This is a genomic window from Streptomyces sp. NPDC107528 (assembly GCF_055639295.1).
Window position 1 is genome coordinate 46286 of record NZ_JBVKAV010000015.1, and the last position, 18957, is coordinate 65242.

Consider the following 18957-nt stretch of genomic DNA (forward strand, 5'->3'; position numbering starts at 1 on the left):
CTGTCGGTGAAGCCCCGGCGAACACCCGGCAGGTGAGCCGCGGTCAGACCCCGTGCTGGGACACGTACTTCCGGGCCGTCGCCAACGACTCCGGATGCAGCGCCGCACCGGCCGCCAGCAGCCGCGGCAGCAGCTTCCGCTCCGTCGTGACCGCCCGGAACTGCAGTGCCACCGTCACGTCGTGATCCGGGCGGTGGATGATCTCCATCGCGTCGCCCGCCCTTATCTCACCCGGCTCGATCACCCGCAGATACGCGCCCGGCGCGGCCTTCGCCGTGAACCGCTTCACCCACTGCGTCTCACCCAGATGCCCCTGAAAGGTACGACAGGGAATCCGGCCGCACGTCACCTCCAGCACCACCTCGGGCCCGATCCGCCAGCGCTCGCCGATCAGCGCGCCGGACACGTCCAGGCCGGACGTCGTGAGGTTCTCCCCGAACACGCCGTTCGCCAGCGACCGCCCCAGCTCGCGCTCCCAGTCGTCGAGGTCCTCGCGCGCGACCGCGTACACGGCCTGGTCGTCGCCGCCGTGGTGCCGCTTCTCGCACACGGCGTCCCCGGCCAGCCCGCTCCCCCCGACGCCCTTCGGCCCGGGCGCCGCGACCCGGACCGGCCCCGCCGCCGGCTGTTTGTCGATGCCGGTCACACCGTCGGCGTGATCCGTGTACGGCACCGCCTTCGCACGGCCCAGATTCACAGACAGAAGCTTCATGACGGCACGGTAGGCGACGTAGGCCCAAAGTGTCGACGCACTATTCGGCATCTACTCCAAGGTTCGCTTATGCTCGAATCGTGCTCGAAGCCCGTCACCTCCGCGTCCTGCGCGCCGTCGCCACCACCGGTTCCTTCTCCGCGGCCGGGCGTGAACTGGGCTGCACCCAGCCCGCTGTCAGCCAGCAGATGAAGGCCCTGGAGGCCTCCGTCGGCACGCCCCTGCTGATCCGCACCGGACGCGAGATGCGGCTGACCCAGGCCGGCGAGGCACTGGTGCGGCACGCCGCCGGGATCCTGGCGGGACTCACCGCCGCGGAGGAGGAGGTCGCCGCCATCGCCGGGCTGCGGGCCGGCCGGGTGCGGCTCGTCTCCTTCCCCAGCGGCAGCTCCACCCTCGTCCCGACCGCCCTCGCCGCCCTGCGCGCCGCGCACCCCGGCACCCGCGTCTCCCTGGAGGAGGCCGAGCCGCCGAAGTCCGTCGAGCTGTTGCGCGAGGGCGACTGCGACGTGGCCCTCGCCTTCCGCTACGAGGGCGCGGCCCAGGAAGGGGAGTGGGACGACCTCGTCGTACGCCCGCTGCTGACGGACCGTCTCGTAGGCCTCGTACCCGAACGGCACCGGCTCGCGCGCACCGCGTCCGCCGGACCGGTCGCCATCGGGGAGCTCGCGGCCGAGCCCTGGATCGCCGGATGCCCGCGCTGCCGGGGGCAGTTGATCGAGGTGTGCGAGAGCGCCGGCTTCACGCCCCGCATCGACTTCGCCACCGACGACTATCCCGCGGTCGTGGGTCTGGTCGGCGCCGGCCTGGGCGTGGCCGTCCTGCCCCAGCTCGCCGTGGAGTCCGTACGGCCGCGGGGGGCGCGCATGGTGACGCTGGAACCGGCGGTCCGGCGGGAGATCGTCGCGCTCACCCTGCCCGACCTGGCGCAGGTGCCGGCCGTCGCGGCGACGCTGGAACAGCTGACGCGGGCCGCCGCCCGCTAGCGACGAGAAGAAGGGCACGCATGCGCGTGCCCTTAGGTGGAGAAACGTTCCTTCAATGATGCGAGCCGGCCTCCCCGCCGGTCGTCGAGGCCGACACCAGCCGGTTGCGCGCCCGCCCCATGAGCTCCTCGCGCTCGTCCTCGGTCAAGCCGCCCCAGACGCCGTACGGTTCCCGCACCGCCAGCGCGTGTGCCGCGCACTGCGCACGCACCGGGCACCTCATGCAGACCTCCTTGGCCGAGTTCTCTCGAGCGCTCCGAGCCGCACCGCGCTCGCCCTCCGGGTGAAAGAAAAGCGAACTGTCCACCCCGCGACATGCAGCCAGCAGCTGCCAGTCCCACAGGTCCGCGTTCGGTCCGGGAAGGCGGGAGAAATCTGCCATTGCGTGACCCCTTGTAGCCGTTCTGGGCGGATACGGTGTCTACGACCGTACATCTACGATCTAAGAAGATGAAAATATGACTCATTGCGAATCTAGCCCCAAACGCCGTGAAACGGGAAGAAAAAGGGCTGAATGGGGCATGGGTTGTGATGAATCATTGAGGGTCCGTCGTGCATGTCTGCCCCGTGTCCGCCCCCTCACGTAGAGTGCCGAAGACGGCACATGCCCCCGTAACTCTTTCGAGTGACCGTCGTTGAGAGGGCGGAGGCGGTTGAAGGAACAAGCGCTCGGGCACGCGTCCGAGGCGGTCGACCGCACAGGTGACGATTTCGTACCAGCCTGGAGGCTCAAGGTGACGTGCATCAGCTGCGGAGGGCGGCCATGACATCCGTCCTCGTCTGCGACGACTCCCCGCTTGCCCGAGAGGCGCTTCGCCGCGCGGTCGCGACCGTGCCCGGCGTCGAGCGCGTGACGACGGCGGCCAACGGCGAGGAAGTCCTCCGCCGCTGGGGCGCCGACCGCTCGGACCTGATCCTGATGGACGTACGCATGCCCGGTCTGGGCGGCGTCGAGACCGTGCGGCGGCTGCTGTCCGCCGACCCCGGTGCGCGCATCATCATGCTCACGGTCGCCGAGGACCTGGACGGCGTGGCGCTCGCCGTCGCCGCCGGTGCCCGCGGCTATCTGCACAAGGACGCCTCGCGCGCCGAGTTGCGCGCCACGGTGACGCAGGCGCTGGCCGACCCCACGTGGCGGCTTGCCCCGCGGCGGCTGCGGTCCGCCGAGATGGGTGCGGCGCCGACGCTCACGGCGCGTGAGATCCAGGTGCTCGAGGGTATGAGCCATGGTCGTTCCAACGCGGAGATCGGTCGGGAGCTGTTCCTGTCCGAGGACACCGTGAAGACGCACGCCCGGCGGCTGTTCAAGAAGCTCGGTGCGTCGGACCGGGCGCACGCCGTGGCGCTCGGATTCCGGTGGGGTCTGGTTCGCTGAGAACTCGGTCCTGCGGGCCGTTGCTGTGTGCGGGTCGTTTGAGGCTGGCCGCGCCCACGCGGCGGAGCCGCATGATGTCGCGGCCCGCGCCCCTTTTGGGGCGCGGTTGCGAGGCCGGTCAAGGGGTCCTGTCGGCGCCCGGTGCTCGTTTCGCCGCGGATGCCGCATCCTTGAGAATGTGGAGTCTCTCGGGGACGAGTCGGTCGAGCGGAAGGGGAGGGCGCAGGGGATGAGTTCTGCCGCACCTGCTCATAACGCTTCGGTGCACAACGTCGGACACGATGCCACGGACCAAACGGCCGCAAGGCACCATGGACCGATGCGTGAGGACGAGGCGGCTTATGCCCACGGGGCGATCGGAGCACTCGTCCATCGCGCCGTGGACGGGGACGAGCAGGCCACGCACGATCTGCTCGCGCACGTCCACCCCCTGGCCCTGCGCTACTGCCGCACCAGGCTGTCCCGTCTCCCTGGCGACGCCCGTCACTTTGTCGAGGACCTCGCCCAGGAGGTCTGCGTCGCCGTCCTCCTGGCGCTGCCGCGCTACAAGGACACCGGCCGCCCCTTCGAGGCGTTCGTCTTCGCCATCGCCGCGCACAAGGTCGCCGACCTGCAGCGGGCGGCGATGCGGCACCCGGGTTCCACGGCGGTCCCGTCCGACGAGATGCCGGAACGCCCGGACGACTCCCTCGGCCCGGAGGAGCGGGCGCTGCTCAGCAGCGACGCCGAGTGGGCCAAGAAACTGCTGGCCAACCTGCCCGAGAACCAGCGGGAGCTGTTGCTGCTGAGGATCGCGGTGGGGTTGACCGCGGAAGAGACGGGTCAGATGTTGGGAATGTCACCCGGCGCCGTCCGGGTGGCCCAGCACAGGGCGCTGAGCAGGTTGCGCGCGCTGGCCGAGCAGTAGTGCTCCGTCAGTGCTCCCTTGAGTGCGCCCCCAAATGAACAGGCCTCACTCCGGTTCCGTACGAACATACGAAGCCCGGGGTCGGCCGCAACCGTGGAATTTGCGCCCCATGCTTCCCGTTAGCATGGACATCCGCACCGATCAAGGCCATTTGGGGAAGGTGTCATGACTGCCAACGTCGACGGAGTGCCCGGTAAATTCGCAACCCTCGGGCTGACCTACGACGACGTGCTGCTGCTGCCGGGTGCATCCGAGGTGCTCCCCAACGCGGTCGACACCTCGTCCCGTATCTCCCGCAATGTCCGTGTGAACATCCCGCTGCTCTCGGCGGCCATGGACAAGGTGACCGAGTCCCGCATGGCGATCGCCATGGCCCGCCTGGGCGGGGTCGGCGTGCTGCACCGCAACCTGTCCGTCGAGGACCAGGTCAACCAGGTCGACCTGGTGAAGCGGTCCGAGTCCGGCATGGTCACCGACCCCATCACGGTGCACCCCGAGGCGACCCTCGCCGAGGCCGACGCCCTGTGCGCCAAGTTCCGCATCAGCGGTGTCCCGGTCACCGACCCGGCCGGCAAGCTGCTCGGCATCGTCACCAACCGCGACATGGCCTTCGAGACGGAGCGCGGTCGTCAGGTGCGCGAGGTCATGACGCCGATGCCGCTGGTCACGGGCCATGTCGGCATCTCCGGCAGCGACGCGATGGAGCTGCTGCGCCGCCACAAGATCGAGAAGCTTCCCCTGATCGACGAGGCGGGCGTTCTCAAGGGCCTCATCACGGTCAAGGACTTCGTCAAGGCCGAGAAGTACCCCAACGCCGCCAAGGACGCCGAGGGCCGACTCCTCGTCGGTGCCGCCGTCGGCGCCAGCCCCGAGGCACTGGAGCGCGCCCAGGCACTCGCCGGGGCCGGTGTGGACTTCCTGGTCGTCGACACCTCGCACGGTCACAGCAGCAACGCCCTCAGCTGGATGTCGAAGATCAAGTCGAGCGTGGACATCGACGTGATCGGCGGCAACGTCGCCACCCGCGACGGCGCGCAGGCGCTGATCGACGCCGGTGTCGACGGCATCAAGGTCGGCGTCGGACCGGGCTCCATCTGCACCACCCGCGTGGTCGCCGGCATCGGCGTCCCGCAGGTCACCGCCATCTACGAGGCCTCCCTGGCCGCGCGCGCCGCGGGTATCCCGCTGATCGGCGACGGTGGCCTGCAGTACTCCGGTGACATCGGCAAGGCGCTCGCCGCCGGCGCCGACACCGTGATGCTGGGCTCGCTGCTGGCGGGCTGCGAGGAGTCCCCGGGCGAGCTGCTGTTCATCAACGGCAAGCAGTTCAAGTCGTACCGCGGCATGGGCTCCCTGGGTGCCATGCAGTCCCGTGGCCAGGGCAGGTCGTACTCCAAGGACCGCTACTTCCAGGCCGAGGTGGCCTCCGACGACAAGCTCGTGCCCGAGGGCATCGAGGGCCAGGTGCCCTACCGCGGTCCACTGGCCAACGTGCTGCACCAGCTCGTCGGCGGTCTGCGCCAGACCATGGGCTATGTGGGCGCCGCCACCATCGAGGAGATGGAGTCCAAGGGCCGGTTCGTGCGGATCACCTCCGCCGGCCTCAAGGAGAGCCACCCGCACGACATCCAGATGACGGTCGAGGCGCCGAACTACAGCCGCAGCAAGTAGTCGGCAGACTTCTTCGAGGGCGGTCCCGGGTGCACCGGGGCCGCCCTTGTCGTACCCGTCGGCGATACTGGAAGACGCTGAACGCAACAGGGAAAGGCCACAGACGTGACTGAGATCGAGATCGGGCGCGGCAAGCGCGGGCGCAGGGCGTACGCCTTCGACGACATCGCCGTCGTCCCCAGCCGCCGTACGCGGGACCCGAAGGAGGTCTCGATCGCCTGGCAGATCGACGCCTACCGCTTCGAGCTGCCCTTCCTGGCCGCCCCGATGGACTCGGTCGTCTCCCCGGCCACCGCGATCCGCATCGGTGAGCTCGGCGGCCTCGGCGTACTGAACCTCGAAGGCCTGTGGACGCGGTACGAGGACCCGCAGCCGCTGCTCGACGAGATCGCCGGGCTGCCCACCGAGGCCGCCACGCGCCGCCTCCAGGAGATCTACGCCGCTCCCATCAAGGAGGAGCTGATCGGGCAGCGCATCAAGGAGGTGCGCGACGCGGGCGTGGTCACGGCCGCCGCGCTCTCCCCGCAGCGCACCGCCCAGTTCTCCAAGGCGGTCGTCGACGCGGGCGTGGACATCTTCGTCATCCGCGGCACGACGGTCTCGGCGGAGCACGTCTCCGGTTCGCACGAGCCGCTCAACCTGAAGCAGTTCATCTACGAGCTCGACGTCCCGGTGATCGTCGGCGGCTGTGCCACGTACACCGCGGCCCTGCACCTCATGCGCACCGGCGCGGCGGGCGTCCTGGTCGGCTTCGGCGGCGGTGCCGCGCACACCACGCGCAGTGTCCTGGGCATCCGGGTGCCGATGGCGACGGCGGTCGCGGACGTGGCGGCGGCCCGCCGTGACTACATGGACGAGTCCGGAGGCCGGTATGTGCACGTGATCGCGGACGGCGGCGTCGGCTGGTCAGGCGACCTGCCCAAGGCAGTCGCCTGCGGCGCGGACGCCGTGATGATGGGCTCCCCGCTCGCCCGCGCGACCGACGCGCCGGGCAGGGGCCACCACTGGGGCATGGAGGCGGTGAACGAGGAACTGCCGCGTGGCAAGAAGGTGGACCTCGGCACGGTCGGCACGATCGAGGAGGTCCTGACCGGGCCGTCCCACACTCCGGACGGTTCGATGAACTTCTTCGGTGCGCTGCGGCGGGCGATGGCCACGACCGGTTACAGCGAGCTGAAGGAGTTCCAGCGGGTCGAGGTCACGGTCGCGGACTCGCAGCACCAGCGCTAGCCGCCGCGCGGTTACGCCCAGGTCAGGGAAGGGCCGGTCACTCCGAGTGGGGTGACCGGCCCTTCTTACAGTCGGTGTGCCGCCCCCGTGGGTGCCGCGCCCCGCGTGTCCAGCAGCAGCTGTGCCTTCACCGACAGGCCCTGCAAGTCGTACGTCCGATGCTGCTGGAGCAAGATCGTCAGGTCGGCGTCCGCGACCGCCTCGTACAGGGCGTCCGCGCGCGGGACCGGGCGGTCCAGGACGTTCCAGGACGGGATGTGCGGGTCGTGGTAGCTGACGCAGGCGCCCAGCTCCATCAGGCGGATGGCGACCTCCTGGGCGGGCGTGGACTGCTGGTCGGCCAGGTCGGGCTTGTAGGTGACGCCGAGCAGGAGGACGCGGGCGCCGCGCGCGGACTTGCCGTGTTCGTTGAGGAGGGTGGCGGCGCGCTGGACGACGTAGCGGGGCATCTGGCTGTTGACCTGCTGGGCCAGTTCGACCATGCGCAGGGGGCGGCCGGCGGGGCCGGTGAGGTCCTGGGGTACGGCGTGGCCGCCGACGCCGGGGCCGGGGCGGAAGGCGTGGAAGCCGAACGGTTTGGTCTCCGCACAGCGGATGACGTCCCACAGGTCGACGCCCAAGTCGTGGCAGAGGACGGCCATTTCGTTGACCAGGGCGATGTTGACATGTCGGAAGTTGGTCTCCAGCACCTGCACGGTCTCGGCCTCGCGCAGTCCACGCGCGCGTACCACCTTGTCGGTGAGACGGCCGTAGAAGGCCGCGGCCGACTCGGTGCACGCGGGCGTGAGGCCGCCGATCACCTTGGGGGTGTTGGCGGGCGTGAAGTCACGGTTGCCGGGATCGACGCGGCTGGGTGAGTAGGCCAGGTGGAAGTCGCGGCCGGCGCGCAGTCCGGAGACCTCTTCCAGGAGTGGACGCAGGACGCTCTCGGTGGTGCCCGGCGGTACGGGCGACTCCAGGATGACGGTGGTGTGCGGGCGCAGCTGCGCGGCCAGGGTGCGGGCGGCCCCCTCCACCTGGCTCAGGTCCAGCCCGCCGTCCGCGCCGCGCGGAGTCGGCGCGCAGATGACGGCGGTGCGCACGCGGCCGAGCTCGGCGGCGCTGGTGGCGTGCCGGAAGCCCCCCGAGAGCATCCGGCGCAGTTCGGCGGGGCTGAGGGAGCCGGCCTCGGGCCCGGTCCGGTAACCGAGCGTGGGGATGCCGGCCGCGACGGCGGCCTTCGCCAGGGGCAGGCCGTGCAGGCCGAGTCCGATGACGGCGAGATCTGAGGGCATGGCGTGGGCCGTCCTTCCCAGTAACCGAAGCGGGGCAGGTGCGCAAGCCCTGTGGACAGATCGAGGGAGCGCAATGTCAGACTAGGAGTAAATATGACCGATTTGCGGCATTGAGTGATCGCGTTTCCGTGAGTGTTGTCCACAGGCTGAGGGTGCGTGGTGGCTGAAGCCGGGCAACCCGGTCAGAATTTGGGCATGGGGGGTACGAAGCGGGCTTCGCCCGACGGGTGCGGCCTACGCGACCGATGAGCGGGAGGCAGCGGTGAGGACAGCGACACTGGGGCCGGCGGAGCGCGCCGAGTCACTCGCATCAATGGCCGAGCACGAGCTGGACCTACTGGTCGTGGGCGCCGGCGTCGTGGGTGCCGGCACTGCCCTCGACGCGGCGACCCGCGGACTGTCCACCGGCCTGGTCGAGGCACGTGACTGGGCGTCGGGCACCTCCAGCAGGTCCAGCAAACTTATCCACGGCGGCCTGCGCTATCTGGAGATGCTCGACTTCGCGCTCGTGCGCGAGGCACTGAAGGAGCGCGGCCTGCTGCTGGAGCGGTTGGCGCCGCACCTGGTCAAGCCGGTGCCGTTCCTGTACCCGCTGCAGTACAAGGGCTGGGAGCGCCTGTACGCAGGCTGCGGCGTCCTGCTCTACGACGTCATGTCGATGGCCCGCACCCATGGCCGGGGCCTGCCCATGCACCGCCACCTCAGCCGCGGCAACGCTCTGCGCGTCGCCCCCGCCCTGAAGAAGGACGCGCTGGTCGGCGCGCTGCAGTACTACGACGCGCAGATGGACGACGCCCGCTATGTCGCCACCCTGGTGCGCACGGCGGCGGCCTACGGCGCGCAGGTCGCCAACCGCGCGCGCGTGGCCGGGTTTCTGCGCGAGGGGGAACGCGTCGTCGGGGCCCGGGTGCAGGACGTCGAAGGGGGCGGCGAGTACGAGATCCGTGCCAAGCAGATCGTCAACGCGACCGGTGTGTGGACCGACGACACCCAGTCGATGGTGGGTGAGCGGGGGCAGTTCCACGTACGCGCCTCCAAGGGCATCCACCTGGTCGTGCCCAAGGACCGCATCCACTCCTCGACGGGCCTGATCCTGCGCACCGAGAAGTCCGTGCTGTTCGTCATCCCCTGGGGCCGGCACTGGATCGTCGGCACCACCGACACCGACTGGGACCTCGACAAGGCCCATCCTGCCGCGTCCAGCGCGGACATCGACTACCTGCTGGAACACGTGAACTCGGTGCTGGCGGTGCCGCTGACCCGGGACGACGTGGAGGGCGTGTACGCGGGACTGCGGCCCCTGCTCGCCGGAGAGTCGGACGCCACCAGCAAGCTCTCGCGCGAGCACACAGTGGCCCACCCCGTGCCCGGACTCGTCGTCGTGGCCGGCGGCAAGTACACGACGTACCGGGTGATGGCCAAGGACGCAGTGGACGCGGCTGTGCACGGGCTCGACATGCGGGTCGCCGAGTGCGTCACCGAAGACATTCCGCTGCTGGGCGCGGAGGGATACCGGGCGATGTGGAACGCGCGTGCGCGGATCGCGGCACGCACGGGGATCCATGTGGTGCGGGTGGAGCACCTGTTGAACCGGTACGGGTCGCTGGCCGAGGAGGTACTCGCACTCATCGCTGCCGATCCCGCACTGGGGGAGCCCCTGCAGTCCGCCGACGACTATCTGCGCGCCGAGATCATGTATGCCGCCTCGCACGAGGGGGCACGGCATCTGGACGACGTGCTGACGCGGCGGACGCGCATCTCGATCGAGACGTTCGACCGGGGGACGCGGTGCGCGCGCGAGGCGGCCGAGCTGATGGCGCCGGTGCTGGGCTGGGACAAGGACCACATCGAGCGCGAGGTCCAGCACTACGAGAAGCGGGTGGAGGCCGAGCGCGAATCGCAGCGGCAGCCGGACGACCTGACGGCGGACGCGGCGCGGTTGGGGGCGCCGGACATCGTGCCGCTGTAGCACTGCGGGGTAGGGCAGTACGTCACCCGAACGGGCTACGGAAGCCGGGATCTCTGCTCGAACCTCGGCCGTTCTATCAGGTGCGAGGGCAGAATTCGGCGGCGAGCAGCCGGGGTTCGAGGCCGGGATCTGCAATCGCCGTCGTGTTCACCCGGAAAGTCAGGACCCGACGACCGCCGACGGTGGCCGCGGAGCGCACGTAGCTGCCGGAGATGCGCCCGTTGTGCCCCCATACGACGGTGCCGCACGGCAGCTTCACCGGGAAGAGTCCCATGCCGTACGAGCCATGTGCGGCACGGGTGTCGAGCATCTCGCGCAACTGGCGCGGGGGCAGCAGGCGGCCGTCGAGCAGCGCGGAGTAGTAGCGGTCGAGGTCGGCGAGCGTGGTCACCAGCTCGCCCGCCGCGCCGGCCACCCGCGGGTCGAGTGCGGTGACATCGGTCCCGTCGGCGGCGTAGGCGCGGCCGTGCGGGGAGGGGAGCGAGGTGCGGGAGCCCGGGAAGGAGGTGCCGGTCAGACCCAGCGGAGCGATGATGCGGCGTTCGGCCTCGGCGGCGTAGGAGCGGCCGGTGACCTGCTTGATGACCAGGCCGAGCAGGACGTAGTTGGTGTTCGAGTAGGCGTAACTGCCGGGGTGGGCAGGGGGGCGGGTGAGCGCGATGCGGACGGCCTGAAGCGGGGTGAGGGGGACGGTGCCCCCGGAGGCGGCGGCGAAGTCGTACAGGCCGCTGGTGTGGGTCAGCAGGTCACGAAGGGTCAGCGCGCGCCCGTCGTTGCCCGCCCCGCGCACCAGGCCCGGCAGATGCTGCTCGACCGTGTCGGAGAGGGACAGGTGTCGCTCGGCGGCCAGTTGGAGGACGACCGTTGCGATGAAGGTCTTCGTGATGCTGCCGGCGCGGAAGTGGTCGGTGCGGGCGATGTCCTGGCCGGCCCGGGCAAAGCGGGCGCCGCTATCGCGTGCCAGCAGGGCCGCGGCGGGTGCCTTGCCCCGGGTGACCAGCAGGGACAGCAGGGCGTTCGTCGCCGGTGCAGCGGAGGTCGGCGAGGCGGTGCGTGCCGACGAGGAGGTCGGGGAGGTCGAGGACAGACCGAGAAGGGCCGGGGACACGAGGCAGAGGACGGTCAGGCACACAGGTATGGCCAGTAGTGTCCGAAGCAGTGGCATCGCCGTTCGCGCCATGCGGGGTCCTTCCCTTGTCGCGGGTCATCATGCCGGGCAAGCGGAACCTGTGATTCACCGGGCTTCGGGTCTGCCGTGCACGGGCGGTTCGTGCCGTGTGGTCGGGTGGCGACGCGTGAGGCACCCTGGGCGTCGGGCACTTGTCGGGTGAGAGACAATGGAGGCTCTGTCAGGGCGGGTTGTATGAGGGGACGCATGTCGGAGGCGGAGCGGGCGGGGACATCCCGTCAGGACACTCGTCAGGACGACCGTGAGCGTCTCCTCGCGGGGCGGTACCGGCTGGGAGGAGTGCTCGGCCGGGGCGGCATGGGCACGGTGTGGCGTGCCGTGGACGAGACTCTGGGGCGGACAGTCGCCGTCAAGGAGTTGCGGTTCCCGTCGAGCATCGACGAGGAGGAGAAGCGGCGGCTGATCACGCGCACCCTGCGTGAGGCCAAGGCGATCGCCCGGATCCGCAACAACAGCGCGGTCACGGTGTTCGACGTGGTCGACGAGGACGACCGGCCCTGGATCGTGATGGAACTCGTCGAGGGCAAGTCGCTCGCCGAGGTCATCCGCGAGGACGGACTCCTGGAGCCCAAGCGGGCGGCCGAGGTCGGCCTGGCCGTCCTCGACGTGCTGCGCTCCGCGCACCGCGAGGGCATCCTGCACCGCGACGTGAAGCCGTCGAACGTCCTGCTGGAGAGCGACACCGAGCGGGTCGTGCTCACCGACTTCGGTATCGCCCAGGTCGAGGGCGACCCCTCCATCACCTCGACCGGCATGCTCGTCGGCGCGCCGTCCTACATCTCCCCGGAGCGGGCCCGCGGCCACAAGCCCGGCCCCGCGGCCGACCTGTGGTCGCTCGGCGGGCTGCTGTACGCGTCGGTCGAGGGAGCGCCGCCGTACGACAAGGGCTCTGCGATCGCGACGCTCACGGCGGTGATGACGGAGCCGCTGGAGGAGCCGAAGAACGCGGGACCGCTGAAGGACGTCATCTACGGCCTGCTCACCAAGGACCCCGCCAAGCGGCTCGACGACGCCGGTGCGCGGGCCATGCTCAACGCCGTCATCCATGCGCCGGCGGCCAAGTCCGAGCCGGAGCCGGCGGACGCGACGAAGGTCGTGCCGCTGCCGCCGCAGCCCGGCGCGCCGGAGAGCAAGGGCCGTTCGGGTGCCGGTAAGCGGGGCGAGGAGGCCGGGGAGCGGTTGCGCGGGGCGCTGCGTTCCGTGCGCAAGGCCGCGGTGGGTGCGGGAGCGGCCGGGGCGGCTGCCGCTCGTACCAAGTCCGGGAGCGAGACGGCGGGGGCCGACGGGGCAGCGGCCGGTGGGTCGTCCACGGGAGTGGGCGGGGCCGGGGCATCGTCGAGGGCGTCGTCGAAGGCCGGGAGTTCCGGCCGGACCTCCGGTGCCGGGGCTTCCGCTGCCGGGGCCGCCAGTGTGGGTGCCGGTCCGGATGCCGGTGACCGGGCCGGTGCTGACGCCGGTGACCGGGCCGGTGCCGGTGAGCGGGACGGGCAGGCGGCGAACGGGCAGGGTGCGGGGAGCAGTTCGGGGTGGCCCAAGATGACGCCGCCGGATCTGCCGTCGCGTCCCGTGCCGAGGGCGCCGCTCACCGATGTGGTGCCGAAGCGGACGTTGGCGATCATCGCGGTGGCCGTGGTGGTTGCCGTGATCGGCGTGGTGCTCGCCCTCACGCTCGGCGACGACGACTCGACCGGGGCGGCGAGTGGCGGCGGTGCCAAGGCCTCCGCCAAGGCGAGCACGAGCGGCGACACCAAGAAGGACGACAAGGACAAGACCCGTACGGACGGGGAGAAGTCCGCGTCGGCCGGGTCGGGGTCGGGTTCCGGGTCGGAGAGCGGGACTACGCCGAGTGCCGGGACGGGTGCGACCGGCGGGAGCGGTGCCGAGGCGGGGTCCGGCAGCGAGAGCGGGGCCGCGTCGACGCACAAGGGGAACCAGGGGTACTCGCTCGGGCTGCCCGACGGATGGAAGTTCCAGTCCACGGGGTCGGCGGGCGACCGGTTCACCGGGCCCGACGGGCAGAAGCTGCTGGTCGCCTGGACGTCCACACCGAAGGGTGACCCGGTGGCGGACTGGAAGGACCAGGAGCAGTACATGCAGCGCTCCGAGTACAAGAAGATCCGGATAGAGGAGGTGGACTACCGCGGTTGGAACACGGCCGACTGGGAGTTCACCTATTCCGAGGGCGGGACGAAGTACCGGACGATCGACCGAGGGTTCGTGGTGAACGAGCAACTCGGATATGCGCTGATGTACACCGCGAAAGCCGCCAACTGGGACAGCGAGCTGCGTAAGGACACGTGGCAAACGCTGACGGACTCGTTCAAGCCGAAGTCGTGAAGTGAGCGAAATTCGGTTTGGGCTCGCCAAGGGCGCGATTGGGCCGTGAGATCCGGCAACCGCTCTTTGCGAGTTGCCTCCGGCACGTATCGTGAGTGCTTGCGAACCGTACGCATCCAGTCGTGCGTCCGGAACGGGACGCAAGTCGAGCGGAATTGACCAACCGGGCGGCCGGGGGAGGCAACGTGGACGACTATGCGGGTCGGGTACTGGCCGACCGCTACCGCCTGCCGCTGCCGCCGTCCGACGAGTACGAACTCACCGAGTCGCGCGCCTTCGACACCTACAGCGGTCAGGAGGTCCTGGTCCGGCAGGTGCCGTTGCCGGAGGTCGTCGAGGCGGAGGTGCTCGACGCCGAGGGGTTGCCCGACGGTTTCACGGCTCGTGACGCGCGCGAGCGCGGCTCGGGGCGACGGCCCTCGGCGCGTTCGAGTACGCGGCGGCCCAGCGATCCCGCCGTGCGGCGGGCCGTCGAGGCGGCGCAGGCCGCGGCCCGGATCCCCGACCATCCGCGGCTGGACCAGGTCTTCGACGTGTTCGCCGAGGGCGGCTCGCTGTGGATAGTGAGTGAGTTGGTGGGCGCGCGCCCGCTGGCCGCGCTGCTCGCCGAGAAGCCGCTGACGCCGTACCGGGCGGCCGAGGTCGCCTCCGACGTGCTCATGGCGCTGCGGGTACTGCACGCGCACGGCTGGGTCCACCGGAACATCACCGCCCGCACGGTGCTCGTCTGCGACGACGGCCGGGTGATGCTGACCGGGCTCGCGGTCGGGGCCGCGGAGGAGGCGCTGTGCGGCTATGACCCGGTGCCGGTCGAGGACGGTGCCGGGGACGGCGGGGGCGGGACATTCGGCGGCGGGGCGGCTTCGGGCGGAGAGTTCGGCGGCCCGGGTGATCTCGGGGCACCCGGCCGACACGCCGGCGGGACCGGGACCGGGACCGGGGCCGGCGCTGCCGGCGTGGACCCCGAGGCGGCCCGGCGTGCCGCCATAGAGGCGCGTGCCACCGAAGGGCTGCCGCTGCCGGCGGCCGAGACGGGCCCCGGGACGGGAGCCTCGGGCGCGGCGCCAGGTGGCGCTCTCGAAGCCGGTGGGGACATCAGGGCTGCGCGAGCCGGAGCCATCGCCGCGTATCGGGCGGGCGCCCGTGCGGCGGCCCGGGTGCAGGAGGCGCAGAACGGACGGGCGGCGTTGCCCGCGGGGCGCCCGGCGTCCGAAGACGACCGCGTCGCCCAGGCCAACGGCTCGGCGCAGCAGCCGTACCACTCCGGCAACGGCATCACCACGCCTCCGGGCCAGATCGCCGACCCGTACGGCACGCAGGCCACGCCCTGGCACGGGGCCGCACCACGGACCGGGGCCGGTGCAGCCGCGCCGGACGAGGGCCGGGGCCGTACGGCACTTCCGCCGGCCGGGCCGGGCGCGCAGCCCGGGGCCCCTGACGCCCCGTACGGCACGGGCGTGCCCGCGCCGGGCGTCGGAGGGTACGCCACGGGTGGCGGGCCGGCTCCGGGGCGTGAGGCGCCCCCTGCCGCGGGTGCCACCGCTCCGGCTCTCGGCGGCAACGGCCATCCCGCGCGGGGCGTGCCCACGCCCGGCGTCGGCGGGTTTCCCGCACAGGGCGCTCCTGCTCCCGGCACCCCGGCCTCGGCTGCGCGCGGCGTGCCCGTCACCCCCGGCGCCTCCACCGCGCCCCCCGGCGGCGACTCCGCCCACCCCGCGACCCGCTGGGGCGACCTCGTGGCCGGTACTCCCGCCCACCGAGGACCCACCACTGCGCTCGCTGCCGAGCGGGCACGGCAGGCGCGGATGGCTGTGGTCGGGCCCGTGACCGAGCGCTGGGCGCCGGAGCAGGCCGGGCCCGTGCACGAGAACTGGCAGCTGGCGGCGCCGATCGGGCCCGCGACCGACCTGTGGGCGCTGGGGGCGCTGCTCTTCCGGGCCGTACAGGGGCACGCGCCGTATCCGGAGGAGTCGACGGCCGAGTTGGTGCAGATGGTGTGCGCGGAGCCGCCCGCCTTTGCCGAGGAGTGCGGGCCGCTCAGGCCGGTCGTGGAGTCGTTGCTGCGTCAGGACCCCACCGAGCGCCTCGACTTCGAGGAGGTGCGCGGCTGGCTGCGCTCGCTCGTGCGGTCCGCGCCCGAGCCGGAGGCCGGCGCGCATGTCGTCGCCGCCCCGCCGGCCGACCCGAACCGGCTGCCGATCGTGCGGCGCCGGGGCGAGCTCGTGCGCAGGCGGCGGGCCGGGCTGCCCGCGCATCACGGGCGGCACAAGCGGGCCAAGCAGGAGCCGGCGTCCTCGCCGCGCAAGCTCGGACGTACGTTGCTGGTGCTCGTCCTGCTCGGCATGGCCGCGGCGATCGCGTACGCCATGCTGTTCATGCCGAAGGCCGACCAGGGCGACGGCGCCACGGCGGACGCCGATCGCACCCGCGCGGCGGGGCAGGCGAGCGAGGCACCCGACCAGTCCGCCGACGCGAGCAGCGAGCCGCGGCCCGACCAGACCTCCCCGGCGACCGACAACAGCCCTTCGGAGTCGGCCGGTTCGACCGAGACGCAGACCAACGGGCCCGAGGTCCCTGACGGCTTCACCCTGCGCAAGGACACGGCCGGGTTCCAGATCGCCGTGGCCAACGGCTGGGACCGCACGCCGGAGAACGGACGTGGGCAGGTGGTGTACGCGCACGGTGACTTCGACCTCATCGTCGTACCGGGGCGGGACACCACGGCGCAGTACGGCAGCGACCCCATGGTTTACCAGCGGGAGCACGAGCGGGAGTTGCAGCCGTACCGCGACTCCAGCTGGGCTTCCTCCAGTGGCCTGAAGACCATTCAGGTCGGGGAACGGACCATGGCCGAGGGGCAGTTCACCTGGACCAACGACCAGGGGCGCGAGATTTTCGTGCGCAATGTCGCGATCCTGATCGACGGGAAGTACCACGTCGTGCAGGTCCGCGGGCCGGAGGCCGAGCGGGACGAGGTGACGCGGTTGTTCGAGCAGGCGTCGGAGACCTATCAGGTCACCGGCTGATTTCTCGCGCAAACCCTGTGTGACAAAGGCTTGATGGTTGCTTCGCCGCGGCGAAAGCGACAACCATCACAGTGGGGTCTCCTTGGCACCCCCGTGGTTCCGGTCGAGTCGACCTGTCCTTAACCTGACCCTGTCAAGAGCATTGCGGGGCAACGTGAATCAGATGCAGGGCCAGCTCATTTCGGGCCGCTACCGGCTCGCCGACGCGATCGGCAGCGGCGGTATGGGCCGGGTGTGGCGTGCGCATGACGAGGTGCTGCATCGGGCTGTCGCGATCAAGGAGCTGACCGCCGCGCTCTACGTCTCCGAGAGCGACCAGGAGCGGCTGCTCGCCCGCACGCGCGCCGAGGCGCGCGCCGCCGCGCGCATCAACCACTCCGCCGTCGTCACCGTGCACGACGTGCTGGAGCACGACGGCCGTCCGTGGATCGTGATGGAACTGGTCGAGGGGCACTCCCTGGCCGACGCGGTCAAGGAGAACGGACGCGTCGAGCCGGCCGAGGCCGCCCGCATCGGCCTGTGGGTGCTGCGGGCGCTGCGCGCCGCGCACTCCGCCGGTGTCCTGCACCGCGACGTCAAGCCCGGCAATGTCCTGCTCTCCGAGGACGGCCGAGTCCTGCTGACCGACTTCGGCATCGCCCAGATCGAGGGCGACTCCACCATCACGCGCACCGGAGAGGTCGTCGGCTCCGTCGACTACCTCGCCCCCGAGCGGGTCCGCGGCCACGACCCGGGCCCCTCCTCCGACCTGTGGGCGCTCGCCGCGACGCTCTACACGGCCGTGGAGGGCCGCTCGCCCTTCCGCCGTACCTCGCCGCTGGGCACCATGCAGGCGGTGGTCGAGGAGGAAGCCGCCGATCCGCAGCACGCAGGCGCGCTCGCACCCGTGATCAGCGCCCTGCTGCGCAAGGATCCGGCCACCCGGCCCGGCGCCGCCGAGGCGGAGCAGATGCTGGCCGAGGCGGCGGAGGGACGACGGCCGAGCGCGGCGCAGGTGTACGTCCCCACGCAGCACACGCGGTACGAGCCGGAGGCGCGCACGGGGTCCGGACACGCCGGGGCGCCCGTGCCCACCGGGGCACAGACGGCGGCGACCGGTACGCCGTACCCGCCGATGACCGGGCCCACGACGAGCGGCCCGCTGTACGACATCTCAGGCCCCGGCACGGGGGCCGGCCCCGCCCGGCCGCCGCGCAGACGCCGTCGGTTGCGCACGCTCGCCCTCGTCATCGCGATCGCCGCGATCATCGGCGGGGGCACCGCTGTGGTGCTGCACAAGTGGGGCCCGGGGAGCGGTGGCACGCCCGCTGCTACCTCGCCCGGCTCCACGTCGAGCGAGTCCCAGCGCCCGGAGGCCGGCGTTCCGTCGTCCTGGAAGCGCTACGAGGATCCCCTCGGCTTCAGCCTCTATCTGCCCGCCGGTTGGGAGCGGGAGGTGGTCGGCAAGGAGGTCGACGGCCTCCAGCAGGTCGACTACACGCCCGACGGCGGCGAGCACTTCGTCCGCATCGCCGTCGACACCTCGCCCGACTTCGCGAACGCCTACGACCACATGGTCGACCTGGATCAGCAGGTGTCGCAGCGGTTGGTGGCGTACGAGAAGGAGTTCCTGAAGAGGAACCTCTACCGCGACCGTGACGGATCCCTCTGGGAGTACACGTGGGAAGCGCAGGCCAAGGACACGCCCTTCCCCGGCCCGCGCCGCGCCATCGACCAGGCGTACATCGACCGGGACGGCACGGAGTACGCGATCTACATGTCCTCGCCCGAGCCGGACTGGGCAACCGCACGCAAGCAGTTCACGGCGGTGCTGCAGGGCTGGCAGGCGAGCGGTGCCGGAGGCTCCTGAGCCGCCGAGGCCATGACGGCGGACGGCTGCCGAGGCCGTAAGCGGCAGAGGGCTCCCTGCGGTGTGCGGGCCTCAGAGGGCTGACCAAGCCGGCTACCGAGGCCGCGATGGCTTGGTGCGCCACAGCGTTGACGGGGCTGGCGGCTTGGCGTGCGGGGGCCCGAGGTCGGTGCGCGGGGCCCCGAGGTCCTCGCGGCGCCCCGCTCCTGAGGTTCCTCGCAACGTGTGGCTCCCGAAGCGCCGTCGCCGCGGCTCCCGCGGCCCGACACGGCAACCGGCCCTGAGGGCTTGGCGGCACCAGGTCCCGAGGCCCACCCGGCACCCGTCCCCGAAGCCCTCCCGGCACATATCCCGAAGCCCTCCCCGGCCCCGGCTCCCGAAGCCCTCCGGCGCCCCGCGGTGCACCCGCCTCCATGGCCGGGCGGCCAGGCC

13 protein-coding genes are annotated in these 18957 nt (G+C 71.5%); 9 read left to right on the forward strand and 4 right to left on the reverse strand.

The window, feature by feature from the left end; genetic code table 11:
- Window positions 1-43 precede the first annotated feature (43 nt).
- On the reverse strand, window positions 44-712 hold the full coding sequence (locus ACZ7L5_RS38600; RefSeq protein WP_471523011.1) for an MOSC domain-containing protein: 669 nt from the start codon (window positions 710-712) through the stop codon (window positions 44-46).
- An 80-nt stretch (window positions 713-792) separates the two neighbouring features.
- Between ACZ7L5_RS38600 and ACZ7L5_RS38605 the strand changes: the two genes are divergently transcribed.
- Window positions 793-1698: a LysR family transcriptional regulator gene (locus ACZ7L5_RS38605; RefSeq protein ID WP_384187077.1), complete on the forward strand. Its 906-nt coding sequence runs from the start codon at window positions 793-795 to the stop codon at window positions 1696-1698.
- 52 nt (window positions 1699-1750) lie between these two features.
- On the opposite strand, the gene ACZ7L5_RS38610 is transcribed toward ACZ7L5_RS38605, so the two are convergent.
- Window positions 1751-2080 carry a WhiB family transcriptional regulator gene (locus tag ACZ7L5_RS38610; protein ID WP_328879861.1) on the reverse strand — a complete coding sequence of 110 codons (330 nt, stop codon included), beginning with the start codon at window positions 2078-2080 and terminating at the stop codon, window positions 1751-1753.
- A 381-nt stretch (window positions 2081-2461) separates the two neighbouring features.
- Here ACZ7L5_RS38610 and ACZ7L5_RS38615 point away from each other — a divergent pair, with 381 nt between their 5' ends.
- The 4 genes from ACZ7L5_RS38615 (at window position 2462) to ACZ7L5_RS38630 (ending at window position 6881) form a co-directional block, all read left to right on the forward strand.
- A complete protein-coding gene (locus tag ACZ7L5_RS38615) occupies window positions 2462-3073 on the forward strand; it encodes a response regulator transcription factor (protein WP_003948568.1) in 612 nt (203 codons plus the stop codon).
- 319 nt (window positions 3074-3392) lie between these two features.
- Window positions 3393-3980: a sigma-70 family RNA polymerase sigma factor gene (locus ACZ7L5_RS38620; RefSeq protein WP_328879860.1), complete on the forward strand. Its 588-nt coding sequence runs from the start codon at window positions 3393-3395 to the stop codon at window positions 3978-3980.
- A 165-nt stretch (window positions 3981-4145) separates the two neighbouring features.
- The gene (gene guaB, locus ACZ7L5_RS38625; protein ID WP_471523014.1) at window positions 4146-5651 is read left to right on the forward strand and encodes an IMP dehydrogenase; all 1506 of its coding nucleotides are present in this window, start codon (window positions 4146-4148) and stop codon (window positions 5649-5651) included.
- 105 nt (window positions 5652-5756) lie between these two features.
- Window positions 5757-6881: a GuaB3 family IMP dehydrogenase-related protein gene (locus tag ACZ7L5_RS38630; protein ID WP_471523016.1), complete on the forward strand. Its 1125-nt coding sequence runs from the start codon at window positions 5757-5759 to the stop codon at window positions 6879-6881.
- Window positions 6882-6946: 65 nt separating this feature from the next.
- Here ACZ7L5_RS38630 and ACZ7L5_RS38635 read toward each other — a convergent pair whose 3' ends face one another.
- On the reverse strand, window positions 6947-8155 hold the full coding sequence (locus ACZ7L5_RS38635; protein WP_363035603.1) for a nucleotide sugar dehydrogenase: 1209 nt from the start codon (window positions 8153-8155) through the stop codon (window positions 6947-6949).
- 262 nt (window positions 8156-8417) lie between these two features.
- Here ACZ7L5_RS38635 and ACZ7L5_RS38640 point away from each other — a divergent pair, with 262 nt between their 5' ends.
- Complete coding sequence (locus tag ACZ7L5_RS38640; protein ID WP_471523018.1) at window positions 8418-10124, forward strand: glycerol-3-phosphate dehydrogenase/oxidase; 1707 nt, start codon at window positions 8418-8420, stop codon at window positions 10122-10124.
- Between the two features lie 76 nt (window positions 10125-10200).
- Here ACZ7L5_RS38640 and ACZ7L5_RS38645 read toward each other — a convergent pair whose 3' ends face one another.
- On the reverse strand, window positions 10201-11289 hold the full coding sequence (locus ACZ7L5_RS38645) for a serine hydrolase domain-containing protein (protein WP_471523288.1): 1089 nt from the start codon (window positions 11287-11289) through the stop codon (window positions 10201-10203).
- A gap of 210 nt (window positions 11290-11499) precedes the next feature.
- Here ACZ7L5_RS38645 and ACZ7L5_RS38650 point away from each other — a divergent pair, with 210 nt between their 5' ends.
- The 3 genes from ACZ7L5_RS38650 (at window position 11500) to ACZ7L5_RS38660 (ending at window position 18525) form a co-directional block, all read left to right on the forward strand.
- Window positions 11500-13650 carry a serine/threonine-protein kinase gene (locus tag ACZ7L5_RS38650; RefSeq protein WP_471523020.1) on the forward strand — a complete coding sequence of 717 codons (2151 nt, stop codon included), beginning with the start codon at window positions 11500-11502 and terminating at the stop codon, window positions 13648-13650.
- Between the two features lie 185 nt (window positions 13651-13835).
- Window positions 13836-16676, forward strand: coding sequence for a protein kinase (locus tag ACZ7L5_RS38655; RefSeq protein ID WP_471523021.1), 2841 nt, complete (start codon window positions 13836-13838; stop codon window positions 16674-16676).
- A 163-nt stretch (window positions 16677-16839) separates the two neighbouring features.
- Window positions 16840-18525 carry a serine/threonine-protein kinase gene (locus tag ACZ7L5_RS38660; protein ID WP_471523023.1) on the forward strand — a complete coding sequence of 562 codons (1686 nt, stop codon included), beginning with the start codon at window positions 16840-16842 and terminating at the stop codon, window positions 18523-18525.
- Window positions 18526-18957: the final 432 nt, after the last annotated feature.

Bases quoted from the DNA above. Each gene is read 5' to 3' on its own strand.
- ACZ7L5_RS38600 (WP_471523011.1), bottom strand. From the start codon at position 712: ATGAAGCTTCTGTCTGTGAATCTGGGCCGTGCGAAGGCGGTGCCGTAC.
- ACZ7L5_RS38610 (WP_328879861.1), bottom strand. From the start codon at position 2,080: ATGGCAGATTTCTCCCGCCTTCCCGGACCGAACGCGGACCTGTGGGAC.
- ACZ7L5_RS38615 (WP_003948568.1), top strand. From the start codon at position 2,462: ATGACATCCGTCCTCGTCTGCGACGACTCCCCGCTTGCCCGAGAGGCG.
- ACZ7L5_RS38620 (WP_328879860.1), top strand. From the start codon at position 3,393: ATGCGTGAGGACGAGGCGGCTTATGCCCACGGGGCGATCGGAGCACTC.
- guaB (WP_471523014.1), top strand. From the start codon at position 4,146: ATGACTGCCAACGTCGACGGAGTGCCCGGTAAATTCGCAACCCTCGGG.
- ACZ7L5_RS38635 (WP_363035603.1), bottom strand. From the start codon at position 8,155: ATGCCCTCAGATCTCGCCGTCATCGGACTCGGCCTGCACGGCCTGCCC.
- ACZ7L5_RS38645 (WP_471523288.1), bottom strand. From the start codon at position 11,289: ATGCCACTGCTTCGGACACTACTGGCCATACCTGTGTGCCTGACCGTC.
- ACZ7L5_RS38650 (WP_471523020.1), top strand. From the start codon at position 11,500: ATGTCGGAGGCGGAGCGGGCGGGGACATCCCGTCAGGACACTCGTCAG.
- ACZ7L5_RS38660 (WP_471523023.1), top strand. From the start codon at position 16,840: ATGCAGGGCCAGCTCATTTCGGGCCGCTACCGGCTCGCCGACGCGATC.